Below are 19,523 nucleotides of genomic sequence, written 5' to 3'. Positions count from 1 at the left end.
GCTGCCCGCCCCGCGCGGCGGCGCCCCCGTGGCCGGACCCGCCGCGTGGCCGGGCGTCCCGCAGCCGCTCGGCGCGCGCGTGCGCCCCGGGCCCGGCGGTGTGCCCGGCACCAACTTCGCGCTGTGGGCGGGCGGGGCGGAGGCCGTCGAGCTGTGCCTGTTCGACGACGACGGCACCGAGACCCGCCACCAGCTGGCCGAGCAGACCCACGAGGTCTGGCACGGCTTCGTCCCCGGGGTGCTGCCGGGGCGGCGCTACGGCTACCGCGTGCACGGCCGCTGGGACCCGTGGACCGGCGCCCGCTGGAACCCGGCCAAGCTGCTGCTGGACCCCTACGCGCGCGCCGTGGACGGCGACTTCGGCCCGCCCGGCGGCCCGCTGCCCGCCGAGGTCTACGGCCACGTACGGGACTGGCCGCAGCAGCACGTCGCCGACACCGTGCGGGACGAGCGCGACTCGGCCCCGTACGTCCCCAAGGGCGTGGTCGTGGGCGACGACGGACCGGCCGACGACCGCCGTCCCGGGACCCCCTGGGCCGAGTCGGTGATCTACGAACTCCATGTGCGCGGCTTCACCATGCGCCACCCCGGCGTCCCGCCCGAGCTGCGCGGCACGTACGCCGGGCTCGCGCACCCCGCCGCGATCGAGCACCTGACCCGGCTCGGGGTGACGGCGGTGGAGCTGCTGCCGGTGCACCAGTTCGCGCACGAGGACCATCTGCTGCGGCGGAACCTGCGCAACTACTGGGGCTACAACTCCATCGGCTACTTCGCGCCGCACGCCGGATACGCGGCCACCGGCACCCGGGGCCAGCAGGTGGGCGAGTTCCGGCGGATGGTGCGCGGACTGCACGCCGCCGGGATCGAGGTGATCCTCGACGTCGTCTACAACCACACCGCCGAGGCGGGCGAGCTGGGCCCGACCCTGTCGCTGCGCGGCATCGACAACCGGGGCTACTACCGGCTCCAGCAGGACCCGCGCCGCTACGCCGACTTCACCGGCTGCGGCAACACCCTCCAGACCGGTCAGCCGCACGTACTCCGGCTGATCACCGACTCGCTGCGCTACTGGGTCACCGAGATGGGCGTGGACGGCTTCCGCTTCGACCTGGCAGCTGCGCTGGCCCGCTCCGCGCACGGCGGCGGCGCGGGGGTCGACATGCTGTCCCCGTTCCTCGCCGTGATCGCCCAGGATCCGGTGCTGCGCCGCGTCAAGCTGATCGCCGAGCCCTGGGACGTGGGCTCCGGCGGCTATCAAGTGGGCGCGTTCCCGCCGCTGTGGGCCGAGTGGAACGACCGCTACCGCGATGCCGTACGGGACTTCTGGCGCGGCGCGCTGCCCGATGCGCGCGACCTCGGCTACCGGCTCTCCGGCTCCAGCGACCTGTACGGACACGGCGGGCGCGGACCGTGCGCCTCGGTCAACTTCATCACCGCGCACGACGGCTTCACCCTGCGCGACCTGGTGAGTTACGAGCGCAAGCACAACGAGGACAATGGCGAGGGCAACCGCGACGGCACCCAGGACAACCGCTCCTGGAACAGCGGCGCCGAGGGCGAGACCGACGACCCGGACATCCTCGCCCTGCGCCGCCGCAGGCTGCGCGGGCTGCTCGCCACGCTGCTGCTGTCCACCGGCGTCCCGATGCTCGTCGCGGGCGACGAGATGGGCCGCACCCAGGGCGGCAACAACAACGCCTACTGCCAGGACAACGCGACCGGCTGGGTCGACTGGTCGCTGCTGGACGACCCCGGCTGGCAGGCGCTCACCGACCTCACCGCCCGGCTGATCCGGCTGCGCCGCGCCCATCCGGTGCTGCGGCCGACCGCGTTCTTCTCCGGCCGCGCCCGGCCTCCGGACGGGGTGCGCGACCTCGCCTGGTTCACGCCGCGCGGCGAGGAGATGACGGAATCCGACTGGTACGCGCCGACGACCGCCCTCGGCGTCCACCTCTCCGGCCGCGACCTGCCGCAGCGGGACGCGCGGGGCGTGCCGGTCACCGACGACAGCTTCCTGATGCTGCTCCACGCGGGCGCCGGGCCGGTGCCGTTCGTCCTGCCGGGGCCGCCGTGGGCGGCGGGCTACGAACTCCTGCTGGACACCTCGCGCGAGGACCAGGAGGCTCCGCCGGGAGCGCGTTATCCGGCGGGCGCGCCAGTCGAGCTACCCGAGCGCTCCGTACTGCTGCTGCGCGCCCTGACCGCCGTAGACCTCCAGGCGGACCTACGACAAATATCCGAGTGAGCGCTGTCGGTGGCGGAACGTAGTCTCGCCACTGATGGCTGTGACAACGACACCACCCCGGGACCCGGAGAGCGGAGCCGCCCCGCGGCACCGCTCCACCACGCGCTCCCTGCTGCGGCTGTGGCCCTATGTGCGCCCGGTGCGGGCCCGGTTCTTCACGGCGGCGGGGGTGGCGGTCGTCGCCTCCTGCCTGGGTCTCGTCATCCCGCTGGTCCTCAAGTGGATGGTGGACGGGCCGGTCGCCGACCGCGACCCGTCCGGGGTGTGGCTGGGCGGCGCGCTGCTGCTCGCCCTCGGAGTGGCCGAGGCGGGGCTGTTCGGGCTGCGGCGGTGGCTGGTGGCGCGGCCGCTGGCGTCCGTCGAGGCGTCGATGCGCGCCTCTCTCTATCGCCATCTGCAGCGGCTGCCGGTCTCCTTCCACGACCGCTGGGCCTCGGGCCAGCTGCTGTCGCGGGCCACGACCGATCTGATGCTGCTGCGGCTGTTCCTGGCCTTCCCGCTGACCTTCCTGGTGGTCAACGGGGTCACCATCCTGGTCGGCTTCGCGATCCTGCTGGCGCAGCAGTGGACGCTGGGGCTGGTGCTGCTGATCCCGGCCGTGCCGCTGATGATCTTCTGCTCGCTGTTCGAGACGCGGTACGCGGGCGTGGCCCGCACGGTCCAGGACCAGACCGGGGATCTGACGACGGTCGTCGAGGAGGGCGTGCTCGGCATCCGGATCGTCAAGGGCTTCGGCCGCCACCGCAGCCAGGCCCGCGCCTTCCGGGCCCTGTCGGAGCGGGTACGGGCCACCGAGCTGCGCAAGGCGAAGCTGCTGGCCACCATCTGGGCGCTGATCATGACCCTGCCGGAACTGGCGATCGGCGCGGCCCTGATCCTCGGCACCATCCAGGTCGCCGACGGCGACCTCTCGGCGGGCACGCTCGTCGCCTTCCTGTCCACGGCCCTGGCGCTGCGCTGGCCGGTGGAGTCCCTGGGCTTCCTGCTGGCGCTCAGCCAGGACTCGGCGACGGCCACCGACCGGTTCTTCGAGGTCATGGACGCCACTCCGGCGGACGCGGCGGACGCTGCGGACCGGCCCGCGTCTGTCGTACCCCGGCAGCGCGGTGAGGGCGGACTGCGGTTCGAGGGGGTGGAGTTCCGCTACGGCGACACTCCCCCGGACGCCCCGCCCGTGCTGCGCGGCGTTGACCTGCACATCCGGCCCGGCGAGACCATGGCGCTCGTCGGGGCGACGGGCTCCGGGAAGACCACGCTGACCGCGCTCGTGCCACGGCTGCACGAGGTGACGCGCGGACGGATCACCCTCGACGGGCGGGACATCACCGCACTCCCCCGCGACGAGGTGCGCGCCCTGGTCGCCGTCGCCTTCGAGGAGCCCACGCTGTTCTCGGCGACGGCCGGGGAGAACGTACTGATGGGCGCGGACGGCGCGGACCGGGCCGCGCTGACGCGGGCCCTGGAGGTGGCGCAGGCGGAGTTCGTGCACGCCCTGCCGCGCGGTACCGACACCGAGGTGGGCGAGCAGGGCCTGAGCCTGTCCGGCGGCCAGCGCCAACGCCTCGCCCTGGCCCGCGCGGTCGTCGGCGCCCCGCGCTTCCTGGTGCTGGACGACCCGCTGTCCGCGCTGGACGTGCACACCGAGGCGCGGGTGGAGGCCGCGCTGCGGCAGGTCCTCGCGACGACGACCGCGCTGGTCGTCGCGCACCGGCCGTCGACCGTGCTGCTCGCCGACCGGGTGGCGCTGCTGGAGGACGGCCGTATCGCCGCCGTCGGCACCCACCACCAACTGCTGCGGGACAACCCGGCGTACCGGGCGCTGATGTCGGGGCAGGAAGGCGACGACGGCGGCAGCGAAGACGACGACGGGAAGGACGCCCCATGACGACGGCCGAGGACGCCGGGGCCACCAGGCGCACCGGGGACGCCGAGGCCACCCGGGACACCGGAGAGCGCGCGGCCACCGGGGACGCCGGACAAGCCGAGGCCGCCGGGCACACCGGGCGCACTGGGGACGCCGAGGCCGCCCGGGACACCGGGCGGGCCCGGCGGGGTCCGGGGCGGAGCCCCGGTTACGGGAAGGGGCGGGGTGAGGAAAAGCCCGCCGCAGCCGAGGACGCCTTCGACCAGGACGTGCTGCCCGCCCCCAAGGGCGCCTCCCTCACCCTGCTGCGCTCACTGCTCGCCCCGCGCCACACCCGCGTCTGGCTCGCAGCCGTCCTCCTGCTGCTGCAACAGGCCGCGGTGCAGGCAGGCCCGCTGCTCGTCGCGTTCGCCATCGACCGCGCGGTGCCCGCCTTCCGGGACGGCGACAACGGCCCGCTCATCGCCGTCGGGGCGAGCTACGCGGGCTGCGCGCTCGCCTCCGGCACCCTCCAGTTCGCGTTCATCCGCGCCTCCGCCCGCATCAGCCAGGACGTGCTGCTGGACCTGCGGGGGCGGATCTACCGCCATGCCCAGGCCCTCAGCGTGGACTTCCACGAGCGGTACACCTCAGGGCGGCTCATCTCCCGCGCCACGACGGACGTCGAATCGCTGCGGGAGCTGCTCAGCGAGGGGCTGGAGGAGCTGCTCGGCATCGCGCTGTCCGTCGTCTACATCGCCGCGACCCTGCTGTACCTGGACTGGGGGCTCGGCGGCGCGGCCGTGCTCTCCTTCTGGCCGCTGTATCTGCTCATCCGCTCCTTCCAGCGCCGGTCGATGCGCGTCTACCGCAAGCGGTCCACGGCCACCGCCTCCGTCATCGTGGCGTTCACCGAGACCATGAACGGCATCCGCCCGGTGCAGGCCTTCCGCCGCGAGCGCGCCAACGACGCCCGCTTCGACGAGCTGAACGGCCGCCACCAGCAGATCAACGGGACCGCGATCCTGGAGATGGCCCGCTATGTGGTCGGCTCCCGGCTGACCGCGAACACGGCGGTCGCCGCCATCGTGCTGTGGGGTGCCTACCGGGTCGCCTCGGGCGATCTGGAGCTGGGCGTGCTGGCCGCGGCCGCGCTGTATCTGCGCAGGCTGTACGACCCGATCGACCGCATGGGGATGTTCCTCAACTCGTACCAGTCCGCGGCCGCCTCTCTGGAGAAGATCGCGGGCCTGCTGGCGCAGCGCCCGTCCGTCCCCGAACCGGCCGACCCGCGCCCCCTGCCGCCGCGCCCCACGCGGGAGCCCGGCCGCGAAGTCGTCTTCGACGGGGTGCGCTTCGCGTACCGCACCGGCGGCGAGGTGCTGCCCCGCTTCGACCTCACCCTGCCCGCCGGGCAGACGGTCGCGGTGGTCGGCGCGACCGGCGCGGGCAAGTCCACCCTCGCCAAGCTGCTCGCCCGCTTCTACGACCCCACCGAGGGCCGGGTGCTGCTCGACGGCGTCGACCTGCGCGACCTGGACACGCCCGATCTGCGGCGCGGGGTGGTCATGGTGACCCAGGAGGCGTTCCTGTTCTCGGGCACGGTCGCCGACAACATATCCATCGGCCGCCCCGACGCCACCCGTACCGAGATCGAACAGGCCGCCAAGGCCATCGGCGCGCACGACTTCATCGCCGCCCTGCCCGACGGCTACGACACCGATGTCCGCAAGCGCGGCGGCCGCATCTCGGCGGGCCAGCGCCAACTGGTCGCCTTCGCCCGCGCCCTGCTCGCCGACCCGGCCGTCCTCATCCTCGACGAGGCCACGTCCTCCCTCGACATCCCGGGCGAACGCGCCGTCCAGCGCGCCATGGACACGGTCCTGCGCGGCCGCACCGCCGTCGTCATCGCCCACCGCCTCTCCACGGTGGAGATCGCCGACCGCGTCCTGGTCATGGCCGACGGCCGCATCGTCGAAGACGGCACCCCCGCCGCCCTCATAGCGGGCGAGGGCCGCTTCGCGGCACTGCACCAGGCATGGCGGGACAGCCTCGTATGACACGGCACTGAGCTGCGGGCGCTGAGCTGCTTGAATGGCCCGGTCTACGGGGAGACGGGGAGGGACAGCCGATGGAGCTGGAGACCGCGATCGGTGCCGTCGGACTGCTGGTGGCGATCGTGGCCGCCGCGCTGGCCTGGGCGCCACAGCGGCTGGCGAGCCGGGAGCGCGGCACCGCGCAGTTCACGGGGGCGCGGCGCCATCTCAAGGCGGAGCGCGCCCAGTTGACCGCCCTGTGCGTGGCCCGGCAGGCGGAGCACCGGGCGGACGGGGAACTGGCCCTGCTCACCCGCCCCGGCTGGGTTCCGGACCGGCCGCTTCCGCTGGACGCGGTCCGCATGACGCTGCGGGAGGCGCGGCCACGGGAGCGGCCGGACGTCCGGCGCAAGGAGCTGCTGCGGTACTGGCCCCGCGACACCGGGGGCCGCCGCCTGGAGAGTTACGCGGCCGCGATCGAGGCGCTGGACCGGCCCGGGGTGTGGTTCAACGGCCCCTCGTACCGTCTGCTCGACGTGTCGCCGCCCGTGGACCGGCCCGGGGAAGGGCTCGCCCTCGACTTCACGCTCGGCCGCTACTTCGACGGCCTCGACACCACCGAATCGCTCGCCTACGAGGAGGCCCTGCGCCACCTCAGGGCGGGCGGGCCCGGGGCCAGGCCGCTCGGCGGTCCGTACCGCCGGGCGCTGGCCGACCCCTTCGCGCTGGACCGGCGCTCCGCGCTGCCCGGGGTGAGCGCCCTGACGATACGGGTCGAGGGCGACGACCCGTACTTCTTCCTGCACCGCCGCGAGGCCGGGAAGGTCGCGGTGGCCATGGACACCACGCATGTGGCCCCGGCCGGGGAGTTCCAGCCGCACGCGGACGTGCTGCCGGTCTGGCAGTCCGATCTGGACCTGTGGCGGACCACGATGCGCGAGTACGCCGAGGAGTTCCTGGGCGCCCCCGACGCCACCGGCAGCGGCGGCGTCACCCTCGACTACGCGCACGACACGCCGTACGCCCGCTTCGAGGAGGCGCTGCGCACCGGCCAGGTCCGGGTGCGGTTCCTCGGGCTGGGTCTCGACCCGCTGACCTGGAAGCCCGAGTTCTGCCTGGTCTGCGTCTGGGACGCCGCCGCGTTCGACGAGATCTTCGCGGCGATGGGCGACCGCAACGAGGAAGGCGTCCTCGTCGTGGGCACCCGAGCCCAGGAGGGCTACCGCGGCATCCCCTTCACCGAGGACAACGTGCTGGGCTACGCGGCCCACGAGGAAACCCTGCCCGCCGGACGAGCCTGCCTGACCCTCGCCTGGCGCTGGCGACAGCAGCTGCTGGGCGCCACGGAGGACTGACCGCCCGGGGTCACTCCCCGACCGCGCCGTCCGCCAACTCCCGTACGACGTCGAGCTGTCCGGCGTGGCGAGCGTACTCCTGGAGCAGGTGGAAGAGGATCCAGCCCAGGGCGGGTGCGTCGGCGTCGGCGGCGAACCGGCCACCGGTGCGGGCCCGCTGCTCCAGGGGTACGCCCGCGATCGCGGACCGCGACCACGCGCACTGCTCCTCGAACCGCGCCCGGACCTCGGCGGCCGCGAGGTCGTCGGGCACCTGCCAGCGGTCGTCGGGGCCTCGGTCGCCCCAGGGGGCGTCCACCGGCTCCCCGAAGAAGCCCCAGCGCAGCCAGCGCCGTTCGACGAAGGTCAGGTGGCGGAGCAGCTCCAGCGGGGTCCAGCCCGAGGGCAATCGGCTGGTGCGCAGCTCGGCCTCGGAGAGCCCGTCGAGCTTCCGCAGCACCACGGCCCGGTAGTAGTCGAGGTAGGCGTCGAGCATTTCGCGGGGGTCGGCGAGGGACGGGGGCGGCTCATCCATGGGATGTGCGGGTCGGGTCATGCGAGGAGGGTACGAGGCGGCACGGACAGGCCCATGGCTCGGACTGAACTGCCGCATCCGGTATGCGGATACAGCACACGTGTCAACGGACGCTTTCCGGTCAACTTGTTGTCGCGCTCCTGACAGGTCGAGTCCAATGATGGCACTCTTCCCTCGACCGAGGTGCGGCAACGCCCCAGCTCGTTCACCACCTCGGGCCACCCCCCAACCTTCCCCCCACGACCCCCCTGGTCGCGCCGCGGCCTCGGCTCGTCGTTCGTCTGCGGCGGGGCGAACCCGGTAACGCCAGTGGAACGCGTACCACCTGCTCCGCCATGTCCTGCCCGGACGGCCGTGCCAGCGCGCGGCCAGCGCAGAAGGAGTCAGCGTGAGCCCCTTCCCCCAACGGCATCTCAGACCCAACAGACCCCATCGGCGCGCCGCCGTGACCGGCGCTCTGGTGGCTGCCGCCGCGATGATCGTCGTCGGTGTGCAGACCGGTCCCGCCACCGCAGGCGAATCGGCTGCGGCCAGGGCGGGCGGCACGATGGCCGCCAAGGCCCGGCCCGGCGCGCTGCCCGCGCCGCTGTCGCCCGCCGCCCGTACCGCGCTGATCCGCGCCGCCGACACCGCCTCCGCCAAGGCCATCACCGCGAAGACGCTGGGCCTGGGCGCGAAGGAGAAGCTGGTCGTCAGGGACGTCATCAAGGACGCCGACGGCTCCACCCACACCCGCTACGAGCGCACGTACGCCGGGCTGCCCGTCCTCGGCGGCGATCTGGTCGTGGACCGCGCCAAGGGCGGCGCGGTGGAGACCGTCGCGAAGGCCACCAAGGCCAGGCTGACGGTCGCGACGACCACCGCCGCCGTCAAGCCCGCCACCGCCGAGAAGGCCGCCGTGACGGCGGCGAAGGCGGAGGGCTCGCGGAAGACCGAGGCCGACCGGGCGCCGCGCAAGGTGATCTGGGCGGCGAACGGCACGCCGACGCTCGCGTACGAGACCGTCGTCGGCGGCCTCCAGGAGGACGGCACGCCCAACGAGCTGCACGTCATCAGCGACGCGGCCACGGGCAAGAAGCTGTTCCAGTACCAGGGCGTCAAGAACGGCACCGGCAACAGCCAGTACAGCGGGCAGGTCCCGCTCGGCACCTCGGGCAGCGCGGGCTCGTACAGCCTGACCGACACCGAGCGCGGCAGCCACAAGACGTACAACCTGAACCGCGGCACCTCGGGCACCGGCACCCTGTTCACCGACGCCGACGACGTGTGGGGCACCGGCGCCCCCGCCGACCTCGCCACCGCCGGGGTCGACGCCCACTACGGCGCCGCCGAGACCTGGGACTACTACAAGAACGTGCACGGCCGCAGCGGCATCCGGGGCGACGGCGTCGGCGCGTACTCCCGGGTCCACTACAGCAGCAACTACGTCAACGCCTTCTGGCAGGACTCCTGCTTCTGCATGACGTACGGCGACGGCTCGGGCAACGCCAAGCCGCTGACCTCGATCGACGTGGCGGCGCACGAGATGAGCCACGGCGTCACCGCCGCCACCGCCAAGCTGGTCTACAGCGGTGAGTCCGGCGGCCTCAACGAGGCCACCTCCGACATCTTCGCCGCGGCCGTCGAGTTCTACGCGGACAACGCGAACGACGTCGGCGACTACCTCGTCGGCGAGAAGATCGACATCAACGGCAACGGCACCCCGCTGCGCTACATGGACAAGCCCAGCAAGGACGGCGCGTCCAAGGACAACTGGTACTCGGGCGTCGGCAACGTGGACGTGCACTACTCGTCCGGGGTCGCCAACCACTTCTTCTACCTGCTCTCCGAGGGCAGCGGCGCCAAGGTCATCAACGGCGTCAGCTACAACAGCCCGACCTCCGACGGGCTGCCGGTCACCGGCATCGGCCGGGACGCCGCCGAGAAGGTGTGGTTCAAGGCGCTCAGCCAGCGCATGACGTCCAGCACCAACTACGCCGCCGCGCGCGAGGCGACGCTGTGGGCGGCGGGCGAGCTGTACGGCCAGGGCAGCGCCCAGTACAACGCGGTGGCGAACGCCTGGGCCGGGGTCAACGTCGGCGCCCGGATCGTGGACGGCGTCAGCGTCACCCCGCCCGGCGACCAGACCAGCATCGTCGGCCAGGCCACCAGCCTGCAGATCAAGGCCACCAGCTCCAACGCGGGCGCGCTGAGCTACACGGCCACCGGGCTGCCCGAGGGCCTGTCCCTCGACTCCGCCACCGGCGTCATCTCCGGCACCCCGGCCACCGAGGGCTCCAGCGCGGTGACCGTGACGGTGACCGACGCGACGGGCGAGACCGGCACCGCGTCGTTCACCTGGACCGTCAACACCACCGGCGGCAACGTCTTCGAGAGCACCACGGACGTCGCCATTCCGGACGGCGGCAGCGCGGTCAGCTCACCGATCACCGTGAGCCGCGCCGGGAACGCCCCGTCCGCCCTCCAGGTGACGGTGGACATCACCCACAGCTACCGCGGTGACCTGGTGATCGACCTCGTCGCCCCGGACGGTACGGCCTACCGGCTCAAGGGCTCCAGCATCTTCGACTCGGGCGACGACGTGAAGGCCACGTACACCGTGGACGCCTCGTCCGAGACGGCGGTCGGCACGTGGAACCTCAAGGTCCAGGACGTCTACGCGTCGGACTCCGGCACCATCAACGGCTGGAAGCTGACTTTCTGACGCCTCGTCAGCAGCTTTAACAGCAACGCCACATAGAACCAGACGCCGCCAGGGGTGACCCGACTCCTCCTGGCGGCGTCTCCCATGTGTGTCCCCGCGTTTCCCTGTGCGTTTCCATGAACAAATTCTCCTGGACCCGCCAGGAAACCCGTGACATGTCTGCGGCTTGTATGACAGTCTGCCCACGCATTACGCACCAGTACCTCTTGTTCGGTGCCGTGCCGCGGCTTGCCGCTGCCCGGTACTGACCCCCCACAGCAACGAGGGAGTTAGCGTGAGCAAGACCTTCAGCATGCCCATATCCGGTGGCGGAAAGCGCCGTTCGGCGATCGCCGCCGGGGCCGCCGTCGCCACCGCGGCGCTGCTGGCCACCGGGCTGACCACCGGCTCGGCCGGTGCCGCACCGGCCGACGCGGACGCCAGGGCGGGCGCGCTGCCCGCGAAGCTCACCGCGTCCGCCCGCGCCGAGCTGCTCCGCGACGCGAACGCCACCAAGGCCGAGACGGCGAAGTCCATCGGCCTCGGCGCCAAGGAGAAGCTGGTCGTCAAGGACGTCATCAAGGACGCCGACGGCACCACCCACACCCGCTACGACCGCACCTACGACGGACTCCCCGTCCTCGGCGGCGACCTGGTGGTCCACCAGGCCAGAAGCGGCAAGGTGAACAGCGTCAGCAAGGCCACCAAGGCCACCGTCAAGGTCGCCACCACCAAGGCCGAGGCCGCCCCGAGCGGCGCGGCCCGGACCGCGGTGAAGGCCGCCCAGGCGGACGACAGCAAGGACGCGAAGGCGCAGACCCCGCGCAAGGTGATCTGGGCCGCGGACGGCAAGCCGGTCCTGGCGTACGAGACCGTCGTCGGCGGCGTCCAGAAGGACGGCACCCCGAACGAGCTGCACGTCATCACCGACGCCGCCACCGGCAAGAAGCTCTACGAGCGCCAGGGCGTCGAAACCGGCAGCGGCGAGAGCCAGTACAGCGGCAAGGTGGAGCTGGGCACCTCCAAGGAGGGCAGCGGCTTCACTCTCACCGACGGCGACCGGGGCGGCCACAAGACCGTCAACCTGGAGAACAAGGAGGACGGCGAGGGCAAGGCGTTCACCGACGAGGACGACGCCTGGGGCAACGGCAAGGGCGACGACCCGCAGACCGCCGCCGTGGACGCCCACTACGGTGCCGCCACCACCTGGGACTACTACAAGAACGTGCACGGCCGCAGCGGCATCGGCGGCGACGGCAAGGCCGCCACGTCCCGCGTCCACTACGGCGACAGCTACGTCAACGCGTTCTGGGAAGACTCCTGCTTCTGCATGACGTACGGGGACGGCGAGGGCAACAAGGCCCCGCTGACCGCCCTCGACGTCGCGGCGCACGAGATGACCCACGGCGTCACCTCCAAGACCGCGGGCCTGGAGTACAGCGGCGAGTCCGGCGGCCTCAACGAGGCCACCTCCGACATCTTCGGCAGCTCCGTCGAGTTCAACGCGAAGAACGCCGAGGACAAGGGCGACTACCTCGTCGGCGAAGAGATCGACATCAACGGCGACGGCACCCCGCTGCGCTACATGGACAAGCCCAGCAAGGACGGCCAGTCCGCGGACGAGTGGTCCGAGAAGGTCGGCGACCTCGACGTCCACTACTCCTCCGGCGTGGCCAACCACTTCTTCTACCTGCTGTCCGAGGGCAGCGGCGCGAAGGAGATCGACGGCGTCAAGTACGACAGCCCGACCTCCGACGGCAAGAAGGTCGAGGGCATCGGGCGGGACAAGGCCGAGAAGATCTGGTTCAAGGCCCTGACCACGTACATGACCTCCACCACGGACTACAAGGCGGCGCGTGAGGCAACCCTGAAGGCCTCGAACGACCTCTATGGGGACGACAGCGCCGAGTCCAAGGGCGTCGCCGCCGCCTGGGCCGGAGTCAACGTCAAGTAGAACCAAGGGCGTTACCGATGCGTAACGCACAACATGCGGCCGGTGCCCGGGGTTTGTCCCCGGGCACCGGTATGTTTTCTTCACAGCAAAGACACATCTTTGCCGGGTTGACCGATACGTCGGTCAACTTCCTTTCACAACAGGAGATACGCGTGGATTCACGCTCGACGTCTGCCATATCCGGCATAGCCCGTCACAGACGCTCGCGTACCGCCCTCGCCGCAGGAGCGGCGACCCTGGCCGCCTCCCTGCTCGCCGCCGGTGCCACCGCGGCCCCCGCGGGCGCGGCCACTCCGGAGCCCTCCACCGCGAAGTCCCTCGGGCTGGGCGGCAAGGAGAAGCTGATCGTCCGTGATGTCATCAAGGACGCCGACGGCTCGACCCACACCCGCTACGAGCGCACCTACGACGGGCTCCCCGTCCTCGGCGGCGACCTGATCGTCCACGAGACGCCGAGCGGCGCCGAGGACGGCGTCACCAAGGCGACGGACGCCGACATCAAGGTCGCCGACACCCGCGCCGCCTTCGCCGCCTCCGGCGCCCAGCGCACCGCCCTGGCCGCCGCGAAGGCCGCCGACGTGAAGGGCGCCGCCACCGAGCGCGCCCCGCGCAAGGTGATCTGGGCCGCCTCCGGCAAGCCCGTCCTCGCGTACGAGACCGTCATCGGCGGCGCCCAGAAGGACGGCACGCCGAGCCGGATGCACGTCATCACGGACGCCGACAGCGGCAAGAAGCTCTACGAGTTCCAGGACATCAAGAACGGCACCGGAACCGGCCAGCACAACGGCAAGGTCACCGTCGGCTCGGTCAAGAGCGGCAAGCAGTGGCTGCTGAAGGACAAGGCGCGCGGCGGCCACCAGACGTACAACGCCAAGCGCTCGTGGGACGACACCAAGAAGGGGTCGGCGTTCTACGACCCCAACAACGTCTGGGGCAACGGCAAGCCCACCATCGCGCAGACCGCCGCCGTGGACGCCCACTACGGCGCCGCCGTGACCTGGGACTACTACAAGAAGGTCCTCGGCCGGAACGGCATCAAGAACAACGGCAAGGCCGCGTTCTCCCGCGTCCACTTCGGTGACGCGTACCAGAACGCCTTCTGGGACGACGCCTGCTTCTGCATGACGTACGGCGATGGCGCGGGCAACAAGAAGCCGCTCACCTCGCTCGACGTCGCGGGCCACGAGATGAGCCACGGCCTCACCTCGGCCACCGCCAACCTGGAGTACAGCGGCGAGTCGGGCGGCCTCAACGAGGCCACCTCCGACATCTTCGGCACCGCCGTCGAGTTCTACGCCAAGAACGCCAAGGACAAGGGCGACTACCTCATCGGCGAGAAGATCGACATCAACGGCGACGGCACCCCGCTGCGCTACATGGACAAGCCCAGCAAGGACGGCCTGTCCTACGACTACTGGAAGAGCGGCGTCGGCGAGGACGACCCGCACTTCACCTCCGGCATCGCCAACCACTTCTTCTACCTGCTGGCCGAGGGCAGCGGCAAGAAGGTGATCAACGGTGTCACGTACAACAGCCCGACCAAGGACGGCCGGGTCGTCAAGGGCATCGGGCGGGCCAAGGCCGAGAAGATCTGGTACAAGGCCCTGACCGCGTACATGACCTCGACCACCAACTACGCCAAGGCGCGCACCGCGACGCTCAACGCCGCGAAGAAGCTGTACGGCGCGAACAGCACCGAGTACAAGGCGGTCAACAACGCCTGGGGCGGCGTGAACGTCAAGTAGTCCCTGACTGATGCCCTGAGGTGATGAACGGCTGGGCGGGTCCCGTGGCCCGCCCAGCCGATGCCGTGTCAGACGGCCGAAGGGCGCGTGACGTCCAGCAGATTGGGCCGCTTCGCCCAGAACCGTTCGAACAGCTCGTCGGCGTCCTCCTCCTCGACCAGGGCGGCCTCGGGCGCCGTCACCGGCATCAGCGTGATGATCTGCACCCCGGGCTCCCCCGACGCGCCGGGGAACAGGTCGAAGTCGCTTCCGAAGTACGGACTCGGGTGCGCGAGCACGCCGTGCATCTCCGTGCCCTCCAGGACCGGCCGGTCGTTCACCACGACCGCCCCGTACTCCAGCCCGCGGCCCTGCTCCAGCAGCACACCGGCCATGCTGTCGACGAAGTAGCGGGCGATGTCCCGCTGCCCCTCCCACAGACTGCACACCAGCTCCTGCGGGCGCGTCGCGGTCAGGGACTGGAAGCGCAGCCCATTGGTGATCACCGTGCTGATCCCGGGATCCGGCTGATGGAACTCGACCAGGTCGGAGTGGCCCGATGCGATGTGCCGGATGGTTCCGAGGTGCTGTTCGAGATGGCCCAGAAACCCGTCGTCCGCTGTCATCCGTGTTCGCTTTCGTCGCACGTGTTGCGTCTCGGTGTGCAGGACGATACGGCCGACCGTGCGGTTGCACGACCTTCTGCACGTGCATCAGGAGTTAGCGGGGCCCGGCGGCCAGTCGGCAGGCTTCCTGGTTCTCCGGGACGGAACACGGCAGATGGCCATGGGTCTCGATCAGGTTCCGTCCGGTGTCACCCGCCAGATAGTCGAGGAACTTCGACGTCAGGGAGTTGGCGGGCGGCCGTCCGTAGGTGTACGCGTACTCGGGCTCCCAGAAGGGGTACGTCCGCGTCCGCACCGTCTCGATGGAGGGCGCCTGCCCGTCCAGCTTCGGCAGCTTGACGGCGCCCCCGGCGACGCTGCCCTCGGCGGACCGCAGTTCGGCGTAGCCGATCGCGCCCGGGATGCGGGCCACGGTCTTCAGGACCTCCTGGGTGCTGTCGAGTTCACAGCGCACCACCGTGTCCCGGGCGAAGTTGGGGGTGCGGCAGTTGTCGGAGGTCCGGGAGATCTCGTTGTCGCCCAGCACCCGGCCCTCGAACACCCCGCGCGTCCCCGACTTCGCGTCCCGGCTCACCAGCCGCACCGGCAGATCGGGGCCGCCGGGCAGCTGCTTCCAGTTGGTGATCCGGCCCGCGTAGAGCCCGCGCAGCTCCGCGAGCGAGAGATCCGGCAGCCGGACGTCCTTGTTCACCACCAGGGTGAAGACGGACAGCGCCACCAGATGCTCCTTCAGCTTCGGATCGTCCTCCCCGTCCGGGCCGTCGGAGAAGGCGACGTACGGAGGGAACACGCCCTTCGCCGTCTCGCCCGCCTCGCGCAGCGTGCCCGTACCGCGCCCGCTGCCCTCGGCCCGCACCTGGACCCGGGCGTCCCGGCAGTCGCTCCCGTACGCCCGGCCCAGGTCCCGGGCCACCGGGCTGAACGCGGTCGAGCCGACGATCGTCAGATCCCCCTCGGCGCAGCCGCGCGGCAGCGGGTCGTCCTGCCACAACTGGGTGCCGAACGACTGGAACATCAGCAGGGCCAGCAGACTGCCGATGAGCCCCAGCACCCGGTTGCTGGGCCGCCGGAACTTCTCGTTGTTCCGGATACGGCCTTCCTTGATGCGCCCGCCCACATGCGGCGGCTTGTCGGTGCCGTCCCCGGTCAGCAGCACCAGCAGCTTGAAGTGGTCCCCCTTGTTGAGCGGCACCCTCGGCAGGGAGATCTCATTCCCCGCGCAGATCAGCCCGGGCCGCTCCTCGGTGCCGTTCTGCGGCAGATGGCGCAGCAGATCGGGATGGCTGGGCTCGGTCACCGCCACGTCCTGGACGATCCGGTTCGGGAACGTGGCGGTGAGACCGCGGTGTTCCGTGGACGGCGCGGTGAAGTAGTCGTCCGCGTCGATGCTGCGGAAGCCGTCGTTCTCGATGCGCAGCAGCACCAGTGAGGCCCCGGCGAGATCCGGGTTGTTCTCCAGCATCCGCAGCCGCTGGTGGATCAGCCCGTCCTCGGCGGTGTCGTCTATCAGCGTGTCCATCTGCACGCGGTAGCCGATGCGCTTCCGCCCCGGGATCAGCCGTTCGTACGACAGCCCGCCGAGCGTGACGACGACGCCGAGGAGCGCCAGCAGGTTCTCCGGAGCCAGCAGTTGTTCCAGCCACTCCATGTCTTTTCCCCCGTCAGACACATGTCTTGGGGGGTGAATGTACGAGCCCAAAACGGACATCGGGCGGCCGTGGCCAAAACATCCCGCACTGTTCGTCGTCCGTTCAGCGAAGAGGCGGGGAACAGGGTGTTCAGCGCATCAGGACTCCCGCGACCTCGGAGGTGGATTCCGACGGCAGTGCGGTGAGGCCGAGTTCGGCCGGGGAGGCCAGCAGGGGGTGGGCGGGGAGGACGCGGACGGTGTAGCCGAAGGGGCCCGTGCGGTCGAGGGCGAGGGGGCCTTCGTAGAGGTGGCGGCCCTCGTCGTCGGGGCCCGAGGTGGGCTTGAGGGGGATGGCGGTGGTGTCGGTCAGCTGGTCGCCGTCGTCCACGCGGCCCGCTACGGCCTGCACCTCGACATCGGCGGTGTCGAGGCCGCCGAGCCGGACCTGGACGCGGAGGGAGAGCGCGGAGCCGAGTTCGGCGGCGCCGCCGGGGGCGGGCGGGGTGATCCGCGTCTCGACGTGGTCGACGGCCACCTGTGGCCAGGCCTCGCGGACCTGGGCCTTCCAGGCGGACAGTTCATGAGCCGCCCCGGCGTCCAGCGCGCGGTGGGCGCGGGCGGCCGGGGCGTAGAGCCGCTCGACGTACTCGCGCACCATGCGCCCCGCGAGCACCTTGGGGGCGAGGGTGGTGAGGGTCTGGCGCACCATGTCGATCCAGTGGCCGGGGAGTCCGTCCGGGCCCCGGTCGTAGAACTGCGGTGCGACCCGGGTCTCCAGCAGCTCGTAGAGGGCGGCCGCCTCCAGGTCGTCGCGGCGGTCGTCGTCCACGGCGGAGCCGTCGGCGGTGGGGATGGCCCAGCCGAAGTCGGGCTCGTACCACTCGTCCCACCAGCCGTCGAGGACGGAGAGGTTGAGACAGCCGTTGAGCGCGGCCTTCATCCCGCTGGTGCCGCACGCCTCCAGCGGGCGCAGCGGGTTGTTGAGCCAGACGTCGCAGCCGGGGTAGAGCTTCTGGGCCATGCCCATGCCGTAGTCGGGCAGGAAGACGAGGCGGTGCCGCACCCTGGCCTCGTCGGCGAACCGGACGAGTTCCTGGACGAGCCGCTTGCCGCCGTCGTCGGCCGGGTGCGCCTTGCCCGCGACGACGATCTGGATCGGCCGCTCGGGGTGCAGCAGCAGCTCGGTGAGCCGGTCGCGGTCGCGGAGCATCAGGGTGAGCCGCTTGTACGAGGGGACGCGGCGGGCGAAGCCGATGGTGAGCACGTCGGGGTCGAGGACGGAGTCGATCCAGCCCAGTTCTGCGGTGCCCGCGCCGCGCTGCCGCCACGACGCGTACAGCCGCTGGCGTACTTCGGCGACGAGCTGCTTGCGCAGGGTGCGGCGCAGCTCCCACAGCTCCCCGGCGGGGAGGTGGCCGAACTGGCGGGCGCCGAGCCGGGTCACCTCGGGGGCCCGCCAGGTGGGCGCGTGGACGCCGTTGGTGACGGAGGTGATGGGCACCTCGTCGGCGTCGAAGCCGGGCCAGAGCCCGGCGAACATCTCACGGCTGACCTGGCCGTGGAGGGTGGAGACCCCGTTGGCGCGCTGGGCCAGCCGCAGCCCCATGACGGCCATGTTGAAGACACCGGGGTCGCCGCCGGGATAGGTCTCGCGGCCGAGGGCGAGGACGCGCTCGGTGCCGATGCCGGGCAGTTCGCCGCCGTCCCCGAAGTGACGGGCGACCAGGTCGCGGTCGAACCGGTCGATCCCGGCGGGGACGGGGGTGTGGGTGGTGAAGACGGTGCCCGCCCGGACCGTCTCCCGGGCGGCCTCGAAGTCCGCGCTCCCCTCTGTCTCCATGTATTCACGCATACGCTCCAGACCGAGGAACCCGGCGTGTCCCTCGTTGGTGTGGAACACCTCGGGCTCGGCGTGCCCGGTGATACGGCAGTACGCGCGCACCGCGCGCACGCCGCCGATGCCGAGCAGCATCTCCTGCAGCAGCCGGTGTTCGCTGCCGCCGCCGTAGAGCCGGTCGGTGACCTCGCGCTCGCCGGGGCCGTTGCCCTCCACGTCCGAGTCGAGCAGCAGCAGCGGCACCCGGCCGACCTGGGCCTGCCAGATGTGGGCGTGCAGCGGTCGGCCCCCGGGGAGCGCGAGGGTGACCCGGGCGGGCTGCCCGATGCCCGCGCCGGGGCGGTGCTCGTGGAGCAGCGAGAGGGGCAGCTCGTTGGGGTCGAGGACGGGGTACTGCTCCTGCTGCCAGCCCTCGCGGGAGAGCGACTGCCGGAAGTAGCCGTGGCGGTAGAGCAGTCCGACACCGATGAGGGGGACGCCGAGGTCGCTGGCGGCCTTGAGGTGGTCCCCGGCGAGGATGCCGAGACCGCCGGAGTACTGGGGCAGGGCGGCGGTGATGCCGAACTCAGGCGAGAAGTAGGCAACGGCGGCGGGCAGGGCGGGGTGATCCGTACGGACCGGCTCGTCCGGGGACGCCGTGCGGCCCTGGTACCAGCGGGGGCCGGTCAGGTAGTCGTCCAGGTCCTCGGCTGCCGCGGCCAGGCGGCGCAGGAAGGCGCGGTCCGTGGCGAGTTCCGCCAGGCGGGCGACGGGGACGGCGCTCAGCAGCCGCACCGGGTCGCCGCCGGACTCCCGCCAGCCCTCGGGGTCCATGGCCTCGAACAGCTCGCGGGTCTCGGGATGCCACGACCAGCGCAGATTGCGCGCCAGCCGGTGGAGCGGTCGTAGGGGTTCCGGGAGCACGGGACGCACGCTGAAGCGACGGATGGCCTTCACACCTTCGACGGTAGCGGCCGACGCGCCCCCGTTTCGGCTGTTTCGCCCGAGCCCCGCGAAGTTCGGTCGAGAGGCGGCAACCTTTCCGGCCAGGGCGACCACTAGGGGGCGTTCACATCCCCCCATGCCTTGGAGGCCCC

Annotated in this window: 11 protein-coding genes; 7 read left to right on the top strand and 4 right to left on the bottom strand. The window is 71.6% G+C overall.

Annotated features, from left to right (window positions below; genetic code table 11):
• The first annotated feature begins 1 nt into the window (after nt 1).
• From glgX to ACFV9T_RS34000, 4 genes are all read left to right on the top strand, one after another.
• Nucleotides 2–2,245, top strand: coding sequence for a glycogen debranching protein GlgX (gene glgX, locus ACFV9T_RS34015; RefSeq protein ID WP_385446364.1), 2,244 nt, complete (start codon nt 2–4; stop codon nt 2,243–2,245).
• 34 nt (nt 2,246–2,279) lie between these two features.
• Entirely contained in the window at nt 2,280–4,130 is a 1,851-nt protein-coding gene (locus ACFV9T_RS34010) for an ABC transporter ATP-binding protein (RefSeq protein WP_385446363.1), read from the top strand.
• Complete coding sequence (locus ACFV9T_RS34005; RefSeq protein ID WP_385446362.1) at nt 4,127–6,148, top strand: ABC transporter ATP-binding protein; 2,022 nt, start codon at nt 4,127–4,129, stop codon at nt 6,146–6,148. The genes ACFV9T_RS34010 and ACFV9T_RS34005 overlap by 4 nt, the downstream gene beginning before the upstream one ends.
• A gap of 71 nt (nt 6,149–6,219) precedes the next feature.
• On the top strand, nt 6,220–7,479 hold the full coding sequence (locus tag ACFV9T_RS34000) for a hypothetical protein (RefSeq protein ID WP_385446361.1): 1,260 nt from the start codon (nt 6,220–6,222) through the stop codon (nt 7,477–7,479).
• 10 nt (nt 7,480–7,489) lie between these two features.
• On the opposite strand, the gene ACFV9T_RS33995 is transcribed toward ACFV9T_RS34000, so the two are convergent.
• A complete protein-coding gene (locus ACFV9T_RS33995; protein WP_385446360.1) occupies nt 7,490–8,014 on the bottom strand; it encodes a DinB family protein in 525 nt (174 codons plus the stop codon).
• Between the two features lie 454 nt (nt 8,015–8,468).
• Here ACFV9T_RS33995 and ACFV9T_RS33990 point away from each other — a divergent pair, with 454 nt between their 5' ends.
• The 3 genes from ACFV9T_RS33990 to ACFV9T_RS33980 all read left to right on the top strand — a co-directional run bounded on the left by ACFV9T_RS33990 (nt 8,469) and on the right by ACFV9T_RS33980 (nt 14,375).
• Nucleotides 8,469–10,697, top strand: coding sequence for a M4 family metallopeptidase (locus tag ACFV9T_RS33990; protein WP_385446367.1), 2,229 nt, complete (start codon nt 8,469–8,471; stop codon nt 10,695–10,697).
• Between the two features lie 292 nt (nt 10,698–10,989).
• The gene (locus ACFV9T_RS33985) at nt 10,990–12,630 is read left to right on the top strand and encodes a M4 family metallopeptidase (protein WP_385446366.1); all 1,641 of its coding nucleotides are present in this window, start codon (nt 10,990–10,992) and stop codon (nt 12,628–12,630) included.
• 152 nt (nt 12,631–12,782) lie between these two features.
• A complete protein-coding gene (locus ACFV9T_RS33980) occupies nt 12,783–14,375 on the top strand; it encodes a M4 family metallopeptidase (protein ID WP_385446359.1) in 1,593 nt (530 codons plus the stop codon).
• A gap of 68 nt (nt 14,376–14,443) precedes the next feature.
• Here ACFV9T_RS33980 and ACFV9T_RS33975 read toward each other — a convergent pair whose 3' ends face one another.
• From ACFV9T_RS33975 to glgP, 3 genes are all read right to left on the bottom strand, one after another.
• Nucleotides 14,444–14,980 (bottom strand): suppressor of fused domain protein, encoded by a 537-nt coding sequence (locus ACFV9T_RS33975; RefSeq protein ID WP_385446358.1) that lies wholly within the window; start codon nt 14,978–14,980, stop codon nt 14,444–14,446.
• A gap of 94 nt (nt 14,981–15,074) precedes the next feature.
• Nucleotides 15,075–16,628, bottom strand: a complete 1,554-nt coding sequence (locus ACFV9T_RS33970; protein WP_385446357.1) for a phosphate ABC transporter substrate-binding protein — start codon at nt 16,626–16,628, stop codon at nt 15,075–15,077.
• Nucleotides 16,629–16,758: 130 nt separating this feature from the next.
• Nucleotides 16,759–19,383: an alpha-glucan family phosphorylase gene (gene glgP / locus ACFV9T_RS33965; RefSeq protein ID WP_385446356.1), complete on the bottom strand. Its 2,625-nt coding sequence runs from the start codon at nt 19,381–19,383 to the stop codon at nt 16,759–16,761.
• Between the last annotated feature and the right edge of the window lie 140 nt (nt 19,384–19,523).

It is taken from the genome of Streptomyces sp. NPDC059850 (assembly GCF_042731515.1).
In the GTDB taxonomy this organism is placed as follows: domain Bacteria; phylum Actinomycetota; class Actinomycetes; order Streptomycetales; family Streptomycetaceae; genus Streptomyces.
Note: the sequence above shows the minus strand (reverse complement) of the source record. Positions and strands in the feature narration are given on the sequence as shown.